Here is a 14,500-nt window from a genome sequence, read left to right as displayed (position 1 = left end):
AGGCCTTAATTCGTGACTGGAGCGCCGCCCGTTGCATCCGGCTCCCGGTAGACACCCTGTTCCTTCAGCGCGTCCATCACCTCCGCGGGCATGTAGGTCTCGTCATGCTTGGCGAGGATCTCCACCGCCTGGAACTCGCCGTCCACATAGCGGCCCTGCCCGACCATGCCCTCGTTCTCGGCAAAGAGGTCCGGCAGGATGCCGGTATAGCTGACCGGGATCGAGGCGCCGCCGTCGGTCACGCGAAAGCGCACCGTCTCCCCCTCGCCCCGCACGATGGATCCCGCCTCCACCAGTCCGCCGAGGCGGAACATCTCCGTGGGCTCGGGCGGGTCCTCCGCGACCTGGCTCGGCGAGCGGAAAAAGTTGATCCCGTCCCGCATCGCATAGCCGATCAGCGCGGTGGAGATCGCCAGCGCCACGAAAGCCAGCACGATCACCTGCACCCGCCGCGTCTTCTTCAGGCTCTTCATTCCGTGCCTCCCGTCAGCCGGCAAGATCCACCCGCCCTGTTCATCTGGCCGAAATCGCGCGAAATGCAACCGATCCGTGCGCCCTGCGGCAACCCGTCAGGGGAAGACCGGAACCCCGCGCAGCCCCGCGCCCTCGTCGAGGCCCAGCATCAGGTTGGCGTTCTGCAAGGCCTGCCCGGAGGACCCCTTGGCGAGGTTGTCCAGCACGGCGACGATCACGGCCCGTCCGGGGATGCGGTCGTCGACCACGCCGATATGGCAGTAGTTCGACCCCCGGACATGCCGGATCGAGGGCAGCTCCCCCTCTGGCAGGACCAGCACGAACTCTTCCCCGGCATAGGCTGCCGCCAGCGCGGCATGGACCTCCGCCGGATTGCCGTCGACATAGACCGTGGCGAGAATTCCCCGGTTCGCCGGGATGAGATGCGGCGTGAACTGCACCCGCACCTCCCGTCCCGCGAGGGCGGAAAACTCCTGGTCGAACTCGCCAAGATGCCGGTGCGTCCCCCCCGCCGCATAGGCATGGGCCCCTTCCGACAGTTCCGCATGCAGGAGGTTCTCCTTCAGCGACCGCCCCGCGCCCGAGACCGCCGCTTTCAGGTCGATCACGATGCGGTCAAGGTCGATCACCCCCGCCGAAATCAGCGGGCGCAACGCATACTGCCCGGTCGCCGCGTTGCAGCCCGTGCCCGCCACCAGCCGGGCCGCGCGGATCTCGTCGCGGTAGAACTCCGTCAGGCCATAGACCGCCTCCGTCTGAAGCTCCGGCGCGGCGTGCTCCTTGCCGTACCAGCGACGATAGGCCTCCGGGTCCCGCAGCCGGAAATCGGCGGAGAGGTCCACCACCTTCAGCCCCTCCGGCAGGCCCGCGATCACCGCCTGGCTCGTGGCATGGGGAAGCGCGCAGAACACCAGGTCGACCCCCGAAAGGTCGGTCTCCTCGATCGTGGTCAGTCGCGGCAGGTCGAGATGGCGCAGGTGCGGGAAGACTGTGGACATGGCGAGCCCTGCCTTGGAATTGGCCGACAGCGCCGCGATCTCCATCGACGGATGGCCCGCGATCAGCCGCACCAGCTCCCCGCCCGTATAGCCCGAGGCCCCGAGGATCGCGACGCGCTCGCCCATGATGTCTCTCCCGCCCGATGGTGACGCCGACCGGATACCGGGCCGACGCCCTCTTCGCAATGCGCGAGCCCCGGTCTTGAAGGCCGCCCGGGCGCACTCCATAGAGATGGCGAGCCGCGAAAGGACAGATGATGGAGCCCGCAAGCCTCGACGCCGCCTTCTGGATCAGCACTGCCGTTGTGCTGGTGCTGCTCTGCTTTTCCGCCTTCTTCTCCGGCTCGGAAACCGCGCTGACCGCGGCCTCCCGGGGCAAGCTGCGCGCCGCCGCCGACCGCGGCGACAAGGGCGCGGCCCGGGCGCTCGAGGTCAAGGAGGATGACGAGCGCTTCATCGGCGCGATCCTGATGGGCAACAACCTCGCCAACATCGTGGCGACCTCGCTGGCGACCGCGGCGCTGACCACGCTTTTCGGCGCCAACGGCGTGGCGGTGGCCTCGCTGGTGATGACCGCGCTCATCCTGATCTTCGCCGAGGTGCTGCCGAAGACCTACGCCATCTCCGCCCCCGAAAGGGCCGCCGGGATCGCGGCCCCCGTCATCGCCCGCCTGATGACGGTGCTCTCGCCCTTCGTCACGGCGGTGCGCATGCTGGTCCGCGCGACGCTGCGGATCTTCGGCGTGCGCGTGGCCGCCGAGGACAACATCCTGTCGGTGCACGAGGAAATCGCCGGTGCGCTCTCCATCGGCCATTCCGAAGGCGTGGTCGAGAAGGAGGACCGCGACCGCATCCTCGGCGCGCTCGACCTGGGCGAGCGGTTCGTGGAGGAGATCATGCTCCACCGCTCGGGCATCGAGATGATCGACGCGGGCCTCCCCCCCCGCGAGATCCTGCGTCAGGTCCTCGAAAGCCAGCATACCCGCCTGCCGCTCTACCGCGACCGCCCGGAGAACATCGTGGGCGTCCTGCACGCCAAGGAACTCCTGCGCGCGATGCACGGCCTCGCGGAAGACGGCGACGTCACGGCAGAGGAGCTGAGCCAGTTCGACGTGATGGACGTGGCGATGGAGCCCTACTTCGTCCCCGACACCACCACGCTCGACGACCAGATGCGCGAGTTCCTCAAGCGGCACACCCATTTCGCGCTGGTGGTGGACGAATACGGCACCCTGCAGGGGCTGATCACGCTCGAGGACATTCTCGAGGAGATCGTGGGCGAGATCACCGACGAGTTCGACACCGGCGAGACCGACTCGATCCGCCCGACCGACGACGGCGCCTATCTCATCGACGGCGGCACGACGATCCGCGACGTGAACCGGGCCAACGACTGGACCCTGCCCGACGACGAGGCCAACACGATCGCCGGCCTCGTCATCCACGAGGCGCAGATGATCCCCGCCGAAGGCCAGGTCTTCTCCTTCCACGGCTTCCGCTTCGAGGTGGTCGAGAAGCACGAGAACCGCCTCGCCGTCCTGAAGATCCGCCCCCTCTAGGCAGCGCGTCCCCGCCCGCCCCGCCAATCTCCCGCACCCTCCACGCCGCAGGCCGACCCCATCGCCACCTCCGTAGGCCGGGCTTCAGCCCGGCCCAGGCCCCGCCCGCATCTCATCCCCCCGAAGGCCTCCCGTCCCCCCTTGCCACCCGACCGTCGCCGCAGCAGACATCCTCCATGCAGCGTCTCTCCCAGTCCCCTACGGACCCCGCCTTCGTCCAGGACCCCTACCCGTTCTACGACCGCGCCCGAGCGGCGGGGGATTTCTTCTTCTGGGAGGACTACGGAAAGCCCTGCGCCCTGTCGCATCGCGCGGTCATGGCAGTCCTCAAGGACCGCCGCATGGGCCGCGAACCGGTGGACCCGCCCCCGATCCCGCCGGGTCTCGAACCCTTCTACGACATCGAGGCCCATTCCATGCTCGAGCTCGAGCCGCCGCGCCACACCCGGCTGCGCGGCCTCGTGGTGCGCGCCTTCACCTCGCGCCGGATCGCGGCGCTCGAGCCCGACATCGCGGCGCTCTGCGCGGCACTCATCGACCGATTCCCGTCCGGACCCTTCGACCTGATGGACGCCTATGCCCGGATCATCCCCGTGGTGATGATCTGCCGCCTTCTCGGCGTACCCGAAGAGCGGGCGCCGGACCTTCTCGCCTGGTCGAACGCGATGGTCGCCATGTATCAGGCCCGCCGGTCCCCCGCGATCGAGGAGGCCGCCGTCGCCGCCAGCCTCGCCTTCCGCGCCTTCGTCGAGGAAACCATCGCCGCCCGCCGCGCCCGGCCCGGCCCCGACCTTCTCACCGATCTGATCGCCGCCGAGGAAGCGGGGGAGAAGCTGACGACCGACGAGCTTGTCACCACGGTCATCCTGCTCCTGAATGCCGGCCATGAGGCGACGGTGCATTCCATAGGCAACTCTTTGACTTTGCTACTTAAAGAGGGCCGTTACATCGTGAACGCCGCTGTGATTGAGGAAGCCCTCCGCCTCGATCCACCGCTCCACATGTTCGACCGCTGGGTCTACGAGGACCTCACCCTCTTCGGCCACGCCTTCCGCCGCGGCGACCGCGTGGCCTGCCTCCTCGCCGCCGCCAACCGCGACCCCGAAGCCTTCCCGGAGCCCGCCGCCTTCCGTCCCGGCCGCACCACGCCGCAGATCACCAGCTTCGGCGCCGGCATCCATTTCTGCGTCGGCGCCCCCCTCGCCCGGCTGGAGCTCGAGATCGCCCTGCGAACCCTCCTCGACCGCTGCCCCCGCCTCGTCCTCGCCGAGCCGCCCCGCTATGCGGACGTCTACCACTTCCGCGGCCTCGAGCGGCTCCTGATCAAGGTCTGAGCGATCTCGTAAGGCTCACAACGGCAGCGCCCGCGTCGACTTGATCTCCTCCATCGAGAGCAGGGCCGTGACGTTGTAGACCCGCACCTCGGAAATCAGTGCCTGATAGAAGGTGTCATAGGCCCGCGCGTTCTTCACCCGGACCTTCAGGATATAGTCGATATCCCCCGCCAGCCGGTGCGCCTCCTGCACCTCGGGCCGCGCCTTGAGGGCGGCAAGGAACTTCGCCTGCCACTCCGCCTCGTGCTCCGAGGTGCGGATCAGGACGAAGAAAGTCGCATCGAATCCCAGCGCCTCAGCGTCGGGCACCACCGTGGGCGGCCCGATGACCCCGGCCTCCCGCAGCTTGCGAATGCGGTTCCAGACCGGCGTCTTCGACGAGCCCACCGCGCGGGCGATCTCGTCGAGGGACCGGCCCGCGTCGATCTGCAGTTCGGAAAGGATTTTCCGGTCCATGGCATCGATCCGGACGGACATTGCAGAGCCTCCTTCTTTTGCGAATGTCCGTTTCTGACATGGCGAGATGCAGGACGCACGTCCTTAATTGTGCGCCCCTATGGCCAGAAACGGGACATCCGTTCTATATCGAACGAAGGCGACGGAGACAGCTACCATGCAGCACTTCCCGATCTTTCTGGACCTCGCCGGCCGGCGCGTCGTGCTCGCGGGCGGCGGCGAGACCGCCGTGGCGAAGCTGCGGCTTCTTCTGAAGACCGAGGCGCATCTGACCGTCTTCGCCACCGACCCCTGTGCCGAGATCGAAGCCTGGGCCGAGGCCGGGCGCCTGCGCCTCGTGCGTCGCACCTTCGGTCCCGGGGACGCGCTCTGCGCCGCACTGGCCTATGCCGCCGAGGATGACCCCGAGGCTGATGCCCGGACCGCGCGGCTGGCCCGCGCGGACGGCGCGCTCGTCAACATCGTCGACAACCTCAAGGGCAGCCAGTTCATCACCCCCGCCATCGTCGACCGCGATCCGGTGACCGTGGCGATCGGCACCGAGGGCGCGGCACCGGTGCTCGCCCGTGCCATCAAGCGCGACCTCGAGGAGCGGTTGCCCGCGGGCCTCGGCGTGCTGGCGCGGATCGGCAAAGCGTTCCGCGCCGCCGCCGACCGCCTTCCCATGGGCCGCGCGCGCCGCGACTTCTGGGCCGACTACTACTTCGACGCGGGACCGCGCGCCTTGGCGAAGGGAGAGGAGACCGTGCGGCCCGCGCTCGACCGCCTGCTCGAGGTCCATGCCGGGCGCCGCCCCGACGCGGGCCGCGTGGCCTTCGTGGGCGCCGGACCCGGCGATCCCGAGCTTCTGACACTGAAGGCCCGCCGCGCGCTCGATACCGCGGACGTGGTAATTCACGACCGGCTGGTGACGCCGGGCATCCTCGAACTCGCGCGCCGCGAGGCGGTGCTGATCGCAGCGGGCAAGGAGGGGTTCGGTCCCGCCGTGGCGCAGGCCGACATCGACGCGCTGATCGTCGAACACGCCCGCGCCGGCGCTCATGTGGTGCGGCTGAAGGCGGGCGATCCGACGGTCTTCGGCCGGCTCGACGAGGAAATCGCCGCCTGCGAGGCGCATGGCATCGCCTTCAGCATAGTGCCCGGGATCACGGCCGCCTCTGCCGCCGTGGCAGGCATCGGCCAGAGCCTGACCCGACGCGGCCGGAATTCCTCGGTCCGGTTCCTGACCGGCCACGACGTCGCGGGCTTCGCCGATCACGACTGGAAGACGCTCGCCGCCCCGGGCGAGGTCGCCGCGATCTACATGGGCAAGCGCGCCGCGCGTTTCGTGCAGGGGCGGCTTCTGATGCACGGTGCCGACCCCGACACCCCGGTGACGGTGGTCGAGAACGCGGGTCGGACGGATCAGCGCGTGATCGCGCTGCGCCTGTCGGAACTCGAGCCCGGGCTGACCGCAGCCACCGTAACCGGGCCTGCCCTCATCCTATACGGGCTTGCGCCGCGCGCCGCGGAAACGGCGCTGGCCGATCTGCCGGATCTCAAGGAGGCCGCGCTGTGAGCAGGACTTTCACCCCAAAGGTCGTCACCGGCAATGCGCTGGTCGAGGGCGACGCGGTCTGGCTGACCGAGGACGACCGCTGGAGCCGCCACATGTCCGAGGCCGAGCTGATCGAGGACGAGGCCCATGCCCAGCTTCGTCTGCTCTTCGCGCAGTCCCAGCCGGGGCAGGTCGTGGGCGCCTATCTCGCCGAGGCCCGTGCCGGGCGCTCCGGCCCCGAGCCCGTCCATTTCCGCGAGGCGTTCCGCACCCGCGGTCCCTCCAACTATCCCCATGGCAAGCAGGCCGACAGCGCCACGAATTTCTAGAGATTCGTGACGTGCCCACGATCTTCTAAAAGATCGTGGCGGCCCGACAGGAGCACGCGATGTACAGCTATTCCGAGTTCGACAACGCCTTCGTGCGGACCCGCGTGGCCCAGTTCCGCGCCCAGGTTGACCGGCGCCTATCGGGCGCCCTGACCGAGGACGAGTTCAAGCCGCTGCGCCTGATGAACGGGCTCTACCTGCAGCTTCATGCCTACATGCTGCGCGTGGCGATCCCCTACGGTACGCTGAACCCGCGCCAGATGCGCCAGCTCGCCATGATCGCCGAGCGCTGGGACAAGGGCTACGGCCACTTCACCACGCGCCAGAACATCCAGTTCAACTGGCCGAAACTGGCGGACGTCCCCGACATCCTCGACGCGCTGGCGGACGTGCAGATGCACGCGATCCAGACCAGCGGGAACACGATCCGCAACGTGACCGCGGACCATTTCGCGGGGGCCGCCGCCGACGAGATCGCCGATCCGCGCCCCGTGGCGGAGCTGCTCAGGCAATGGTCCACGGACCATCCGGAGTTCCAGTTCCTGCCGCGCAAGTTCAAGATCGCGATCACCGGCGCGCCCAACGACCGCGCGGTGACGAAGGCCCATGACATCGGCCTGAGGATGGTCGAGAAGGACGGCGCGCCCGGCTTCGAGGTGATCGTCGGCGGCGGCCTCGGCCGGACGCCGATGATCGGCAAGGTCGTGCGCGACTTCCTGCCCCGCGAGGACCTGCTGCCCTATGTGGAGGCCATCGTCTCGGTCTGGAACCTGCTCGGGCGGCGGGACAACAAGTACAAGGCCCGCATCAAGATCACTGTCCACGAGCACGGGATCGACGAGATCCGGCGGCTGGTGGAGGAGCGTTTCTCCGAGATCCGCCCCGGCTTCGCCGGCGCCGACCAGGCGCTGCTGGCCGACCTCGAGGCGGCCTTCGCTCCCCCGCCGCTCCCCGCGGTGTCGCCCGCGCCCTTCGAGGCGGCGCGAGAGGCCGATCCGGTGTTCCGCGCCTGGGCCGACACCAATGTCGCCGCGCACCGGCACCCGGATTACGGCATCGTGACGATCTCTCTAAAGGCCCATGGCGCCACCCCGGGCGACGCCACCGCCGAGCAGATGCGCGTGATGGCCGACCTTGCCGAGGCCCATGGCCATGATGAGCTGCGCATCAGCCACGAGCAGAACGTCATCCTGCCCCATGTGGCGCGCGCCGATCTGCCGGCGGTTCATGCCGCTCTACGCGCGGCGGGTCTGGGCACGGCCAACGTGGGCCTTGTCTCCGACATCATCGCCTGCCCCGGCATGGACTACTGCAGCCTCGCCACGGCCCGCTCGATCCCCGTGGCCCAGGAGATCGCGACCCGTATCGAGGAACTGAAAATCGAGCACGAGGTGGGTCCGCTCAAGATCAAGATCTCGGGCTGCATCAACGCCTGCGGCCATCACCATGTCGGCCATATCGGCATTCTCGGCCTCGACCGCGCGGGCGTGGAAACCTACCAGATCACCCTGGGCGGCGACCACACCGAAACCGCGGCCATCGGCGAGCGCACCGGCCCGGGCTTCGCCTATGACGAGATCGTGCCCGCCATCGAGCGCATCCTCCGCGCCTATCTCGCGCAGCGCGCTGCGCCGGCCGAGACCTTTCTCGAGACCTACCGCCGGATCGGACCCGCGCCCTTCAAGGCGGCGCTCTACGAGAATGGGGACGCGCGCGCCGATGCGGCCTGAGACCGATCTCTCCGCCCGCGCGGCGTCCCTGAACGCACGCTACCGGCACCACGGAGCCACCGCGGTGCTGGAGCGTGCGCTGAAGGACCCCGAGGTCGGGCGGATCGCGCTGGTCTCGTCCTTCGGCTCAGAGTCGGTGGCGCTGCTGCATCTGGTGTCGGTCGTGGACCCGCAGACCCCGGTGATCTTCATCGACACGGAGATGCTGTTTCCCGAAACCCTGACCTACCAGTCCGAACTCGCCGTGCGTCTGAACCTGCGTGACCTGCGGATCGTGCGCGGGCGTCTCGCGGAGACGCTGGCCCGCGATCCCGACGGACTTCTGCACGGGCGCGACCCCGACGCCTGCTGCGCCCTCCGCAAGACCGAGCCGCTGGCGCGGGCGCTCGACGGCTTCGACGGATGGATCACCGGGCGCAAGCGCTACCAGGGCGGCCAGCGCGCGGCGCTCGAATTCTTCGAGGCGGAGCCCGAGACCGGGCGGCTCAAGGTCAATCCGCTGGCCCATTGGTCGAGTTCGGATGTGCAGGACTACATCGAGGAGAACCGCCTGCCCCGCCACCCTCTGGTCGCGAAGGGCTATCTCTCGATCGGCTGTGCCCCCTGCACCAGCCCCGTGGCGGAGGGCGAGGACCCGCGCGCCGGACGGTGGCGCGGACATCAGAAGGACGAATGCGGCATCCATTTCGTGGATGGCAAGCTGGTGCGCGGCGGCAAGCCGCGCGCTGCCTGACAGGGTGCACCCGAAGATGAGTATTTCAGGCCAGATGAAGGAGGCGGGACGGTTCTGCCGACCGGCCGGGAGAGCGAGACCATGACCGTGATCGTGACCGACGGGGGCTTCGGCCCCGACGACTGGACCGGGCCCGTGGTGGCTTTCGAGGACGCGGGCGCCGAGGCGGGGCCGGGTGCGGCGCTCGACGTGCCGCCCGACGCGGACCCGTCCGCGCTGGCGACTCGGGCGCAGGCCGCCGGCATGGTGCGCATCCGCTTCCCTGCCTTTTCCGACGGCCGCGGGTTCACCCTTGCCGCCCATCTGCGCCGGGCCGGATACCGGGGCCGTCTGCGGGCCGCGGGCCATGTGATCGCCGACCAGTATGCCATGGCCCGCCGCGCGGGGTTCGACGAGGTGGAGATCGGCGACGACCTCGCGCGCCGCCAGCCCGAGGACCAGTGGCGCGCCCGCGCCGACTGGGGCGCCCACGATTACCAGGCCCGTCTGCGCGGCCGAGCGTGACGACGCGCCGCCCGGAGAGGCGCTTTCCCTGACCTGAATCAATGATAGGAGGGGCGTGGCGGCCTATGCCCGCGCCCATGACCGAGATGACAGAAGCCAAGCCCGTGACACAGACAGCCGCCCGCCCCGTGCCGACCCTCCCGGACGCCCAGGAGGTGACGGAGGTACAGCACTATACCGACCGCCTCTTCCGGTTCCGCACGAAGCGGCCGCAGAGCCTGCGGTTCCGCTCGGGCGAATTCGTGATGATCGGCCTCATGGGCGACAACGGCAAGCCGCTGCTGCGCGCTTATTCCATCGCCTCGCCCTCCTGGGACGACGAACTCGAGTTCTACTCGATCAAGGTTCCCGAGGGCCCGCTCACCTCGAAGCTGCAGCATATCGCGCCCGGCGACCAGATCATCCTGCGCCCGAAACCCGTGGGCACGCTCGTCCATGACGCGCTGCTGCCCGGCAAGCGGCTCTGGCTCTTCGCCACGGGCACGGGCTTCGCGCCCTTCGCCTCGATCATCCGCGACCCGGAGACCTACGAGCGGTTCGAGGAGGTCATCGTCACCCATACCTGCCGCGACGTGGCGGAGCTGACCTACAGCCGCGAGATGATCGAGGGGCTGAAGGAGGACGACCTGATGCGGGAGCTTCTCGGTGACGGGATCGACCGGCTGCGCTACTATCCCACGACGACGCGCGAGGAGAGCCCGAAGATGGGCCGCATCACGACGCTGATCGAGTCGGGCGAGCTGTTCCGGGATCTGGGCGTGCCCCCCCTCGATCCGGCGGCGGATCGCGGCATGGTCTGCGGCAGCCTCGCCTTCAACCTCGACATAAAGGCCCTCCTCGAGGGCGCGGGCCTGCGCGAGGGCGCCAATTCGGAGCCCGGCGAGTTCGTGATCGAGAAGGCCTTCGTCGGCTGATGCACCGGCCGGGGGATGTCCCCGGCCGGCGCCCGTTCCGGTTCAGAGACCGAGGGCCTCCCGCAGCCGCACCATGAGCGGCTCGAGGTTCTCGGGCGTCTCGGCGACCGTGTTGACGGCGCTGGTGAGCGCCTGCTTCTGAACGCCCGAAAGATCGGAGGCCTCGATCACCTCGATCACCCGCGCGCTGTCGAACCCCTCGACCGTGAAGAGATCGCGCAGGGCCTGGAGTTCCATGTCGGCGGCCTCCGCCAGCGCCTGGGCTTCCGCCGAGGCCGCATCAACGGTCTCCTCGGCGACCGCGGCGACGTCGCCCGCGGCCTCCTCGACGGCTGCGGCGCCCTCCGCGGCAGCGTCCCCGGCTTCGGTCGCCAGCTCGGCCGCACCATCGGCGACTGCGGCAGCACCTTCGGTTGCAGCGGATTCGAGTGCGGTCGCGGCCTCGCCCGCAGCCTCTTCGGCCGTCTCGACCGCATCGGAGGCGGCCTCGGCAGCGTCGCCGGCCATCTCGGTTGCGGCCTGCGCCGCGTCATCGCCCGCCTCGGCCGCGGCCTCGGCCGTGGCAGCGGCCGCGTCGGCGGCGGCCTCGGCGGCATTCTCGGCGCCTTCGACGGCGTCATCGGCGGCAGCGGCCGCGTCCTCGACGGCCTCGACCGCGCCCTCTTCGGCGGCGGCCTCGGCCTCCGCGGCGGCCTCCTCCGCCGCATCGGCGGAGATTTCCGCCTCTTCGGCGAGTTCGGCAGCCGACTCGGCGGTGGCGTCGGCGGTCTCCTCCGCGTCCATCACCGCGTCACCCGCACCCTCCGCCGTTTCCCCGGCAGCCGCGCCGTCTTCTGCGGGCGTCCCGACTTCCGTGCCCGAGACCACGTCTAGCGGCGTCCGCCCGTTCGCGAAGTATTCGTAGCCGAAGAAGCCCAGAGCCCCCACGATCACGATGATCAGGATTGCACGCATTCCGAAACCTCCGTTGCGCCCGCGCCCAGATGGCGCCCGGTCAATCTCTGCCATGCCCCAGAGTGAGGCGAAAGCCGGATTCGGAAGCGGAACGGCAGGGCGCCAACGCTTTTGCGGGTTGAAGAGAGACCCGGCGCACCCTACTCTTCGGCACTCAGTTCATGCAACGACCGAAAGGACCGCGACATAGCCCGCAGACCGCACAACGCGCCTCCAACGCGCGATACTGGCCCCCGGATCAATGACCGCATCAGGGCGCCTGAAATCCGGCTTATCGGCCCCGAGGGCGAAAACGTGGGCGTTGTCACGCCGGCACGCGCGCTCCGGATGGCGGAGGAAGCCGGGCTCGACCTCGTGGAGATCTCTCCGAACGCCGATCCGCCGGTCTGCAAGATCATGGACTTCGGAAAGTTCAAGTACGAGCAGCAGAAGCGCGAATCCGAAGCCCGCAAGAAGCAGAAGACGATCGAGGTGAAGGAGGTGAAGTTCCGCCCCAACACCGACACGCACGACTACGACGTCAAGATGCGCAACGTGTTCCGCTTCCTCGAGGCGGGCGACAAGGTCAAGGTCACGCTGCGGTTCCGCGGCCGGGAGATGGCACACCAGAACCTCGGGCGGGAACTGCTCGAGCGGGTCGCGGCGGACGTAAAGGAGATCGGCAAGGTCGAGAACATGCCGAAGATGGAAGGCCGTCAGATGGTCATGATGATCGGCCCCGCACGGTAGGTTCCCCTGCCCTCGACCGACCCCGAGGCGCGCCCCGTGGCGCGCCTTTTTCACGACATTCTTGTCTCAGCCAGCCGCCTCCACGGCCCGGCGCGTGACGACGCCCACGAGATGGGCCCGGTACTCGGGCGAGGCATGGAGATCCCCGATCATGCCGTCGGACCCGGGCGCGAGGCCCGTCAGCGCCTCGGGCGACCACTCCCGAGACAGCGCCTCCTCGGCTTCGGTCCAGCGGAACACGCCATCCTCGGAGGCGCCGGTGACCGCGACACGCACCCCGTCCGGCATCCGGGCGGCGAAGACGCCGACGAGAGCGAAGCGCGATGCAGGCTGTGCGAATTTCACGTAGGCCGCCTTCTCGGCGACCGGAAAGCGCACCTCGGTGATGATCTCGCCCTCGTCCAGGGCGGTGGCGAACATCCCCTGAAAGAAGTCGTCCGCGCCGATGCTGCGACGGTTGGTGATGATCTCCGCTCCGGTGCCCAACGCCGCGGGCGGATAGCAGGCGGACGGATCGTTGTTGGCGAGGGAGCCGCCGATGGTCCCGCGTGTCCGCACGGCCGGGTCGCCGATCTGCCCGGCAAGCGCGGCAAGCGCAGGAAAATGCGCCGCCGCCTCGCGCGCCACCACGGCATGGGTCGTGGCCCCCCCGATACAGACCCGGCCCTCATCGTCTCGGCAGACGCCGGTCATCTCCGCGATGCCCGCGAGGCTCACCAGTACCGAGGGCATGGCCAGCCGCGCCTTCAGCGAGGGGATCAGCGTCTGTCCCCCGCCCAGCGCCTGCGCATCCTCTTCCGCCAGCGCCGCGATGGCCGCCTCGAGGCTGGTCGGGCGAACGAACTCGAAGTCGTACATGACGTCTCTCCTCAGACCGGCGCCGACACGGCCTGCCCGCTCGCGGCCAGGATCGCCTTGACGATGTTGTGGTACCCGGTGCAGCGGCAGATATTGCCCTCGAGATACTCGCGCACCTCGTGCTCGGTCGGCTTCGGGTTCTCCTTCAGCAGCGCCTCGGCGGCCATGACCATGCCCGGCGTGCAGAAGCCGCACTGAAGCCCGTGATGCTCCTTGAAGGCCGCCTGCACCGGCGACAGGGCGCCGTCGGCGCCGGCGATCCCCTCGATCGTGGTAACGGTGTGGCCCTCGGCCTCCAGTGCGAACATTGCGCAGGCCTTTACCGGCGCTCCGTCCACATGCACGATGCAGGCCCCGCACTGGGAGGTATCGCAGCCCACATGGGTTCCGGTCAGGCCAAGCCCCTCGCGCAGGACCTCGACAAGCAGCGTGCGGCCCTCGACCTCGGCAGAGACCTCCCGCCCGTTCACAATCATCGAAACCACTGCCATCGAGCGTCCTTTCTCATCGTGCCTGCCGCCCCTTGATGCCCGGGGCGGCAGCGAGGTTCAACGCTCTCCTGCAAGCGACCGGTCAGAGCGTCTCGTCGAGGAAGGCCTGCAAGCCCTCCCAGGACCCCTGATCGGCTTCCAGCAGATAGTCGTCGGAGCCCCAGACCGTGAAGGAATGCCGCGCTCCGCCAAAGACTTGCGCGCCATGGGGCACGCCCGCCTCCTGCAGCTCGTCCAGTACCTGCGCAAGATCGGCCATGCCGGACACCGGATCGGCGCTGCCGTGGAAGAACATGATCGGCGCCGAGGCCGCCTCCCAGGTCTGGCCCTCCGGCGTACCGAGCCCGCCGTGGAAGCTCACGAACGCATCGAGATCGGCGCCGGCCCGGGCGGCCTCCAGCACTGCCGCCCCGCCGAAGCAGTAGCCGATCATCGCCTTGGCATCCGTCGCTCCGGGGATCGCGGCGCTTTCCTCGACCGCGCCGAGAAGGCGCTCGCGGAAGGTCTCGCGGTCGGAATACATCTCGCCCGACAGCCTGCGGTAATCCTCGACCCCCTCGGGCTCCACGTCAGCGCCATAGACGTCGATGGCGAACGCGGTATAGCCCAGGGCGGCCAGCATCTCGGCGCGCCGCATCTCGTAGTCGGTAAGCCCGTCCCAGTCGTGGACGATCAGGATCGTGCCCTTCGTCTCCTCGAGATCTGAGTTATAGGCAACATAACCTTCGAACTCGGTATCCCCCACGGTATAGAGATGGGGCTCCGCCACGATCTGGGCCGTGGCGGCTCCGGCCGTCAGGCCACAGATGGCAGTCGCGGTCAGGAAACGCATGGGTCTCTCCCTCATGTCAGGTCGGATTTCGCTCGGGGCACTCCTGGCCCCTCCGGAAAGCTAGCCCG

The 14,500-nt window shown here is 69.0% G+C and carries 16 protein-coding genes; 9 read left to right on the top strand and 7 right to left on the bottom strand.

Going from position 1 to position 14,500, the window contains the following annotated elements; all coding sequences use genetic code 11:
* Positions 1 to 5: 5 nt before the first annotated feature.
* Together ccmE and argC are read right to left on the bottom strand one after the other, a co-directional pair.
* Positions 6 to 473, bottom strand: a complete 468-nt coding sequence (gene ccmE, locus EAT49_RS19535) for a cytochrome c maturation protein CcmE (RefSeq protein ID WP_123643995.1) — start codon at positions 471 to 473, stop codon at positions 6 to 8.
* 96 nt (positions 474 to 569) lie between these two features.
* Entirely contained in the window at positions 570 to 1,598 is a 1,029-nt protein-coding gene (gene argC / locus EAT49_RS19530) for an N-acetyl-gamma-glutamyl-phosphate reductase (RefSeq protein ID WP_123643994.1), read from the bottom strand.
* Between the two features lie 131 nt (positions 1,599 to 1,729).
* Between argC and EAT49_RS19525 the strand changes: the two genes are divergently transcribed.
* Positions 1,730 to 3,031 carry an HlyC/CorC family transporter gene (locus EAT49_RS19525; RefSeq protein WP_123644066.1) on the top strand — a complete coding sequence of 434 codons (1,302 nt, stop codon included), beginning with the start codon at positions 1,730 to 1,732 and terminating at the stop codon, positions 3,029 to 3,031.
* 176 nt (positions 3,032 to 3,207) lie between these two features.
* A complete protein-coding gene (locus tag EAT49_RS19520; RefSeq protein WP_123643993.1) occupies positions 3,208 to 4,365 on the top strand; it encodes a cytochrome P450 in 1,158 nt (385 codons plus the stop codon).
* Between the two features lie 15 nt (positions 4,366 to 4,380).
* Here the strand turns inward: EAT49_RS19520 and EAT49_RS19515 are convergent, their stop codons facing one another.
* A complete protein-coding gene (locus EAT49_RS19515; RefSeq protein ID WP_123643992.1) occupies positions 4,381 to 4,842 on the bottom strand; it encodes an Lrp/AsnC family transcriptional regulator in 462 nt (153 codons plus the stop codon).
* A gap of 136 nt (positions 4,843 to 4,978) precedes the next feature.
* Between EAT49_RS19515 and cysG the strand changes: the two genes are divergently transcribed.
* From cysG to EAT49_RS19485, 6 genes are all read left to right on the top strand, one after another.
* Positions 4,979 to 6,379 (top strand): siroheme synthase CysG, encoded by a 1,401-nt coding sequence (cysG, locus tag EAT49_RS19510; protein ID WP_123643991.1) that lies wholly within the window; start codon positions 4,979 to 4,981, stop codon positions 6,377 to 6,379.
* Positions 6,376 to 6,687, top strand: a complete 312-nt coding sequence (locus EAT49_RS19505; RefSeq protein ID WP_123643990.1) for a DUF2849 domain-containing protein — start codon at positions 6,376 to 6,378, stop codon at positions 6,685 to 6,687. The genes cysG and EAT49_RS19505 overlap by 4 nt, the downstream gene beginning before the upstream one ends.
* 59 nt (positions 6,688 to 6,746) lie before the next feature.
* Positions 6,747 to 8,417, top strand: coding sequence for a nitrite/sulfite reductase (locus EAT49_RS19500; RefSeq protein ID WP_123643989.1), 1,671 nt, complete (start codon positions 6,747 to 6,749; stop codon positions 8,415 to 8,417).
* The gene (locus EAT49_RS19495) at positions 8,407 to 9,150 is read left to right on the top strand and encodes a phosphoadenylyl-sulfate reductase (protein ID WP_123643988.1); all 744 of its coding nucleotides are present in this window, start codon (positions 8,407 to 8,409) and stop codon (positions 9,148 to 9,150) included. The genes EAT49_RS19500 and EAT49_RS19495 overlap by 11 nt, the downstream gene beginning before the upstream one ends.
* Positions 9,151 to 9,231: 81 nt before the next feature.
* On the top strand, positions 9,232 to 9,654 hold the full coding sequence (locus tag EAT49_RS19490) for a DUF934 domain-containing protein (RefSeq protein WP_123643987.1): 423 nt from the start codon (positions 9,232 to 9,234) through the stop codon (positions 9,652 to 9,654).
* Between the two features lie 86 nt (positions 9,655 to 9,740).
* A complete protein-coding gene (locus EAT49_RS19485) occupies positions 9,741 to 10,568 on the top strand; it encodes a ferredoxin--NADP reductase (RefSeq protein WP_123644065.1) in 828 nt (275 codons plus the stop codon).
* 42 nt (positions 10,569 to 10,610) lie between these two features.
* On the opposite strand, the gene EAT49_RS19480 is transcribed toward EAT49_RS19485, so the two are convergent.
* Entirely contained in the window at positions 10,611 to 11,522 is a 912-nt protein-coding gene (locus EAT49_RS19480; protein ID WP_123643986.1) for a hypothetical protein, read from the bottom strand.
* Between the two features lie 186 nt (positions 11,523 to 11,708).
* Between EAT49_RS19480 and infC the strand changes: the two genes are divergently transcribed.
* Positions 11,709 to 12,251, top strand: coding sequence for a translation initiation factor IF-3 (gene infC, locus EAT49_RS19475; protein ID WP_123644064.1), 543 nt, complete (start codon positions 11,709 to 11,711; stop codon positions 12,249 to 12,251).
* A gap of 66 nt (positions 12,252 to 12,317) precedes the next feature.
* On the opposite strand, the gene EAT49_RS19470 is transcribed toward infC, so the two are convergent.
* From EAT49_RS19470 to EAT49_RS19460, 3 genes are all read right to left on the bottom strand, one after another.
* Positions 12,318 to 13,109 carry an FAD binding domain-containing protein gene (locus tag EAT49_RS19470; protein WP_123643985.1) on the bottom strand — a complete coding sequence of 264 codons (792 nt, stop codon included), beginning with the start codon at positions 13,107 to 13,109 and terminating at the stop codon, positions 12,318 to 12,320.
* 11 nt (positions 13,110 to 13,120) lie between these two features.
* The gene (locus tag EAT49_RS19465) at positions 13,121 to 13,600 is read right to left on the bottom strand and encodes a (2Fe-2S)-binding protein (protein ID WP_123643984.1); all 480 of its coding nucleotides are present in this window, start codon (positions 13,598 to 13,600) and stop codon (positions 13,121 to 13,123) included.
* 82 nt (positions 13,601 to 13,682) lie between these two features.
* Positions 13,683 to 14,432 carry a dienelactone hydrolase family protein gene (locus tag EAT49_RS19460; RefSeq protein ID WP_123643983.1) on the bottom strand — a complete coding sequence of 250 codons (750 nt, stop codon included), beginning with the start codon at positions 14,430 to 14,432 and terminating at the stop codon, positions 13,683 to 13,685.
* Positions 14,433 to 14,500: the final 68 nt, after the last annotated feature.

This window comes from Histidinibacterium lentulum, from assembly GCF_003789055.1.
Lineage (GTDB): Bacteria > Pseudomonadota > Alphaproteobacteria > Rhodobacterales > Rhodobacteraceae > Oceanicola > Oceanicola lentulus.
The sequence above is the reverse complement of the archived record's forward strand: the minus strand, read 5'-3'. Positions and strand labels throughout refer to the sequence as shown.

Coding starts and splice junctions, on each gene's coding strand:
- EAT49_RS19485 (WP_123644065.1), top strand. CDS start 9,741: ATGACAGAAGCCAAGCCCGTGACACAGACAGCCGCCCGCCCCGTGCCG.
- EAT49_RS19465 (WP_123643984.1), bottom strand. CDS start 13,600: ATGGCAGTGGTTTCGATGATTGTGAACGGGCGGGAGGTCTCTGCCGAG.
- EAT49_RS19470 (WP_123643985.1), bottom strand. CDS start 13,109: ATGTACGACTTCGAGTTCGTTCGCCCGACCAGCCTCGAGGCGGCCATC.
- EAT49_RS19480 (WP_123643986.1), bottom strand. CDS start 11,522: ATGCGTGCAATCCTGATCATCGTGATCGTGGGGGCTCTGGGCTTCTTC.
- EAT49_RS19500 (WP_123643989.1), top strand. CDS start 6,747: ATGTACAGCTATTCCGAGTTCGACAACGCCTTCGTGCGGACCCGCGTG.
- cysG (WP_123643991.1), top strand. CDS start 4,979: ATGCAGCACTTCCCGATCTTTCTGGACCTCGCCGGCCGGCGCGTCGTG.
- EAT49_RS19495 (WP_123643988.1), top strand. CDS start 8,407: ATGCGGCCTGAGACCGATCTCTCCGCCCGCGCGGCGTCCCTGAACGCA.
- EAT49_RS19460 (WP_123643983.1), bottom strand. CDS start 14,432: ATGCGTTTCCTGACCGCGACTGCCATCTGTGGCCTGACGGCCGGAGCC.
- EAT49_RS19525 (WP_123644066.1), top strand. CDS start 1,730: ATGGAGCCCGCAAGCCTCGACGCCGCCTTCTGGATCAGCACTGCCGTT.
- EAT49_RS19490 (WP_123643987.1), top strand. CDS start 9,232: ATGACCGTGATCGTGACCGACGGGGGCTTCGGCCCCGACGACTGGACC.
- EAT49_RS19520 (WP_123643993.1), top strand. CDS start 3,208: ATGCAGCGTCTCTCCCAGTCCCCTACGGACCCCGCCTTCGTCCAGGAC.
- EAT49_RS19515 (WP_123643992.1), bottom strand. CDS start 4,842: ATGTCCGTCCGGATCGATGCCATGGACCGGAAAATCCTTTCCGAACTG.
- ccmE (WP_123643995.1), bottom strand. CDS start 473: ATGAAGAGCCTGAAGAAGACGCGGCGGGTGCAGGTGATCGTGCTGGCT.
- argC (WP_123643994.1), bottom strand. CDS start 1,598: ATGGGCGAGCGCGTCGCGATCCTCGGGGCCTCGGGCTATACGGGCGGG.